The following is a 3,772-nucleotide window of genomic DNA, read 5'->3' on the forward strand; positions in this document are numbered from 1 at the left end:
ATCCTAAATGGGGTCAACCAGCTATGGGTTGCCGATATCACGTTCCTGCATCTGGCTGAGGAGTTTGCTTTCCTTGCCGTTGTGCTTGACGCGTTTAGCCGTAAGGTGGTCGGATGGGCATTGGATACGCATCTCAGAGCAAGCCTTGCCATCGAGGCTCTCGAGATGGCCATCACTGATAACCAGCCCGAACCCGGGAGCCTCTGGACAATCTCATCGAGCACGTATCCGTCCTGATCGACCGCCCGCCACAGCCAATGCTTCTGGCCGGAGATGGTGATGACGACCTCATCCAAGATCCTATGGTCGCCTGCCTGCCCTCAGGCAGAATGGCGTTGCTAACCCAACCCATTCTGGAGACGACAATGCGACAGGTTGCAAATCGGCCGGAATAGGCCGCTACGCGCTCCACCGGAAACGAGCGTCCGCACCCGACAAGCCCTGATTGCCAATCATCATCATGCGGGGATTTTCATTCCGAGAGTGCTGGCTCAGGCCGTGCGTTCCTTTCAGACGAATTCAGGAGCGATGCGTCTAAGCGCCGATCTCAGTGCTTCCGCTAACCGATCACCCCATTTGATCTGATCGGCCGGTTCCGTGATCATATCCTGCCTAATTTCCAACTCCATTCCGAGCAGACCTCGATGTTCTGCGTAGACGGGGACCGCATAGTCCGACGCATTTTCCAGCGCGTAAGGCTGATTGAAGCCAATGTCGAGATCGCCCGCTATCTTGAATTCTTCGGCCAGCGCGTCTGCCAGGCGGCGATCTTCGTTGAAAAGAAGGCCTAGGTGCCAAGTGCGCGGCGTCGGGTAGTCCTTGTGCCAAGGGGTGAAGCTGTGGACGGTCAAGATCACCGTTGGACGTTTTGCGGCAAGACGGGTCCGAACCACATGCTCGATCCTGGCTTGGTAGGGATGAAAAATCTCAGACAGGCGCATGGCAGCAGCCGGTACAGTTAGATCTAGATTCCCTGCGATAATCGTTCCGTCGTTCATCGTGACAAATGCTGTCGGGTTGTGGGGTGGACGATTGCAGTCAACGACAAGCCGGGAGTAGCGCTGGTAGATCAACTCGGCGTCGAGTCGTTCGGACAAACGTTTACTGACGCCGAGAGCACCGATGTCGTAAGCAATATGACGTGCGAGATCGGCTGGAGAGACGCCAAGAGACCCGAGCGACTTAGGGATCAGCTGACCCGCATGGTCGCAAAGCAGAAGAAACGGCGATGATCCTGTCGGGCAAACATGCCCGACGGGGTCAGGCTCATCCGGCCCAAGAAGCCCATCCTTCCAACGGTATCCGGGTACATCGTCTAGTTCGATAGGTGCTTGGAGTAGGTGTCGTGGCATTGGCTTCTCAGTTGCGAGGGCAGATCAGTTGCGATGACACCAATCGACTCTAAGATCGGCAGGCGATCAAGATGCGCTGCTATCATCAGGCGATTGACGAGCACCCTCATTAGACACCATGACATCACATGGGGGTTCCGGCCTCTCGCCAGAAACCTCGTCGATCGATGGGACTGATTGAAACCCAATCGCCTGTTCAGATTATCTACCTGTCACCAATTTTTGCTACGTTTCATACTGTTGGGCTCGACAACTCTATTAAGCCATACAACAAAAGGAGGTACGGATCCAAAATGACTAATTGAGCGGTAGCACCTTTTTTGCATCCAATTCGAGAATTCAAAGCAGATGACGACACGGCAGAGTGAGCAGAAGTCGACCTTGGTCGACCCAGTGATAATTCACACCCGTCGCCCACTACCGACCAAAGCGTTGCGCTCTATGCGCGCTTCGAAGCCACCGCGAGAGGTTCCCGTCACGGCGAGCCCGAAATACTCATCAAGAAGCGCGAGCACACGCTGCGTATCGGCCCGGAGCTTCTCTAGCCCGTACATCTTCACGACGTATTTGGCTAGCGATTGGAGAACGCTCTCCTCGTCTTCTGCGTGGAAGACGAACGGGTCTGTGATTCGCTGCACAGTTATCTCATCGAACTGCGCAGCAGCGAACAGATCAAGCACCTCGCCCGCGGTGAAATGAGGATAATCGTGCGGCGTCACGGAATGAGTCGACACTACGTCAGCGAACCAGCGGGCGGTGGGTGAACCCTCTTCGAAATCATGAAGAACAACCACGCCCCCGGGCCGAAGAATTCGCGCAGCCGCTTGGACAGCGGTGTGGCGTTGAGCGTGCGGGATGTGGTGCGTGCCGTAAGCCATCAGCACACCGTCCACCGATCCGTCTCTAATCCAGAACGGATCGGTCGCGCTTTGCCAGATCGCAAACAGGCCGTCACGGATGCAACGGTCCACCATGAACTGAGAGATGTCAGAGTTGATGAACGTCGGGCAGCGCGCCGCACCCAAGATCTGATGGGCTACCTTGTTCACGTATCCGTCACCGGCGAGAAGATCGCAGATGATCATTGATGAACAAAGTCCGTCGCAACCATTGGGGTGCATCTTGCCCAGAAGATCCATCACACCCTCCGATCGTGCCAGCAGCGACAGTTGGATGCTATCGAGGTAATCCGACCCACGCCCTTCCGAGGTGAACTCATTGCGGGAGAGATTGGCCAGATTTGTAAGGCAGGCGGATGACTCTCTAGCTATTCGGGGCTCGATCGCCTTGAAGGCTACCGGGTTGATCTTTTGCAATTGGACGAAGTCCGAATCCAAACTGTTGGGAAACATTGTAGTTCTCCGTGGTGATTATTTGCCAGCGATCCGAGCGACAGAAACTGTTCCCTGCCGGACCTCAGGGATGAGAGGGTGAATGATTGAGTTTGCGGACCGCCTCCCAATACAGCAGCACTGTTCCACTAACGGCGGCGAACGAGCGTGTCCGAACACCTTCCGGACAAATCCCGCATCGAACTCGCAGATCTTGCCTAAATCAGATGGCATAGAATTCTCCTGAGCGCGAACTATCGACAGGATTACACTAATCTATGTGACATATCTGAAAAAATATTATAAGTAATGTATTCATATATATAAACCGTGCGAAGAGATTTTGTTGAATGTGAATAGGATATGCGTCTGTTCGGTAATTACCCACCCCTTCGATGCGGCACGGTACGACCTCACTCGTCGTCGATGTCCAGATACCGGGGAGCCTTGCCGATCTTGCTGACGATCCTCGCGTAATTCGCATCGGGCTGCGCCTGCCCTGTTCCAATAACTTCAGCGCGGATGCGCCATTCGTCACCGTAGACTGGCGGCTGGCGCGCGCGGCGTTGTCATCGGGCCTAAAACGTATCGTCTGCTCCGCGACAAACCACGCGGCCGACGTCCTGATATCTTCAAGGACGATTGGGCGGAGATGGCACAGTGCCTCGAGAAACGCCCGGATCAGACCGCACTCGAACTGCTCGTCGAGTTCCAGGCCCGTTACCCGGGACGATACAGCTTGCGACAGCTTTACATGTTGCAAAAGCGGGAAAGGGCGTGGCGACAACAAGCCATGCAGAAGCTCATCGGCGGGCCAAGCAGCCTAGCGCCGTATGCCGCTCCGGATCCATCATGCCGGGCAAGCGGGTAACATTCTCGATGAGGCAACGGGCAACGGCGCGGCGATAAGGCTCGAATCGACGATCTGGCCCGACATGGCAATGTAGCCGGCCTCGCGCAGCATCGCATCGAAACGTTCAAACAAGGCTTTGATCGCTCCGGTCCTCGTCAGCCTTTCCCGAAACAGCCAGATGGTGCGCGCATCGGGAACCCGGTCCGAAAGCCCCAGCCCAAGGAACGGCATGAAGG

Annotated in this window: 4 protein-coding genes and 2 pseudogenes; 2 read left to right on the forward strand and 4 right to left on the reverse strand. The window is 55.7% G+C overall.

Annotation, left to right across the window (positions count from 1 at the left end):
- The first annotated feature begins 51 nt into the window (after positions 1-51).
- Positions 52-237: a hypothetical protein gene (locus NKH05_RS32635; protein ID WP_502913303.1), complete on the forward strand. Its 186-nt coding sequence runs from the start codon at positions 52-54 to the stop codon at positions 235-237.
- On the opposite strand, the pseudogene NKH05_RS32640 reads toward NKH05_RS32635, so the two are convergent.
- The 3 genes and pseudogenes from NKH05_RS32640 to NKH05_RS32650 all read right to left on the reverse strand — a co-directional run.
- A pseudogene (locus NKH05_RS32640) lies at positions 204-296 on the reverse strand (DDE-type integrase/transposase/recombinase); the annotation flags it as partial. The gene NKH05_RS32635 and the pseudogene NKH05_RS32640 overlap by 34 nt on opposite strands.
- A 213-nt stretch (positions 297-509) precedes the next feature.
- Positions 510-1,352, reverse strand: coding sequence for an N-formylglutamate amidohydrolase (locus NKH05_RS32645; protein ID WP_353027066.1), 843 nt, complete (start codon positions 1,350-1,352; stop codon positions 510-512).
- Between the two features lie 401 nt (positions 1,353-1,753).
- Positions 1,754-2,704: a class I SAM-dependent methyltransferase gene (locus NKH05_RS32650; RefSeq protein WP_353027067.1), complete on the reverse strand. Its 951-nt coding sequence runs from the start codon at positions 2,702-2,704 to the stop codon at positions 1,754-1,756.
- A 631-nt stretch (positions 2,705-3,335) separates the two neighbouring features.
- Here NKH05_RS32650 and NKH05_RS33280 point away from each other — a divergent pair.
- The gene (locus tag NKH05_RS33280) at positions 3,336-3,554 is read left to right on the forward strand and encodes a hypothetical protein (RefSeq protein ID WP_502913302.1); all 219 of its coding nucleotides are present in this window, start codon (positions 3,336-3,338) and stop codon (positions 3,552-3,554) included.
- On the opposite strand, the pseudogene NKH05_RS32655 reads toward NKH05_RS33280, so the two are convergent.
- Positions 3,534-3,772 (reverse strand): annotated as a pseudogene (locus tag NKH05_RS32655) (hypothetical protein); the annotation flags it as partial. The gene NKH05_RS33280 and the pseudogene NKH05_RS32655 overlap by 21 nt on opposite strands.

Source organism: Mesorhizobium sp. M1399, assembly GCF_040317735.1.
GTDB lineage: Bacteria > Pseudomonadota > Alphaproteobacteria > Rhizobiales > Rhizobiaceae > Mesorhizobium.

Excerpts from the sequence above, each read along its gene's own strand:
- NKH05_RS32650 (WP_353027067.1), bottom strand. The coding sequence starts at position 2,704 with ATGTTTCCCAACAGTTTGGATTCGGACTTCGTCCAATTGCAAAAGATC.
- NKH05_RS32645 (WP_353027066.1), bottom strand. The coding sequence starts at position 1,352 with ATGCCACGACACCTACTCCAAGCACCTATCGAACTAGACGATGTACCC.
- NKH05_RS33280 (WP_502913302.1), top strand. The coding sequence starts at position 3,336 with ATGGCACAGTGCCTCGAGAAACGCCCGGATCAGACCGCACTCGAACTG.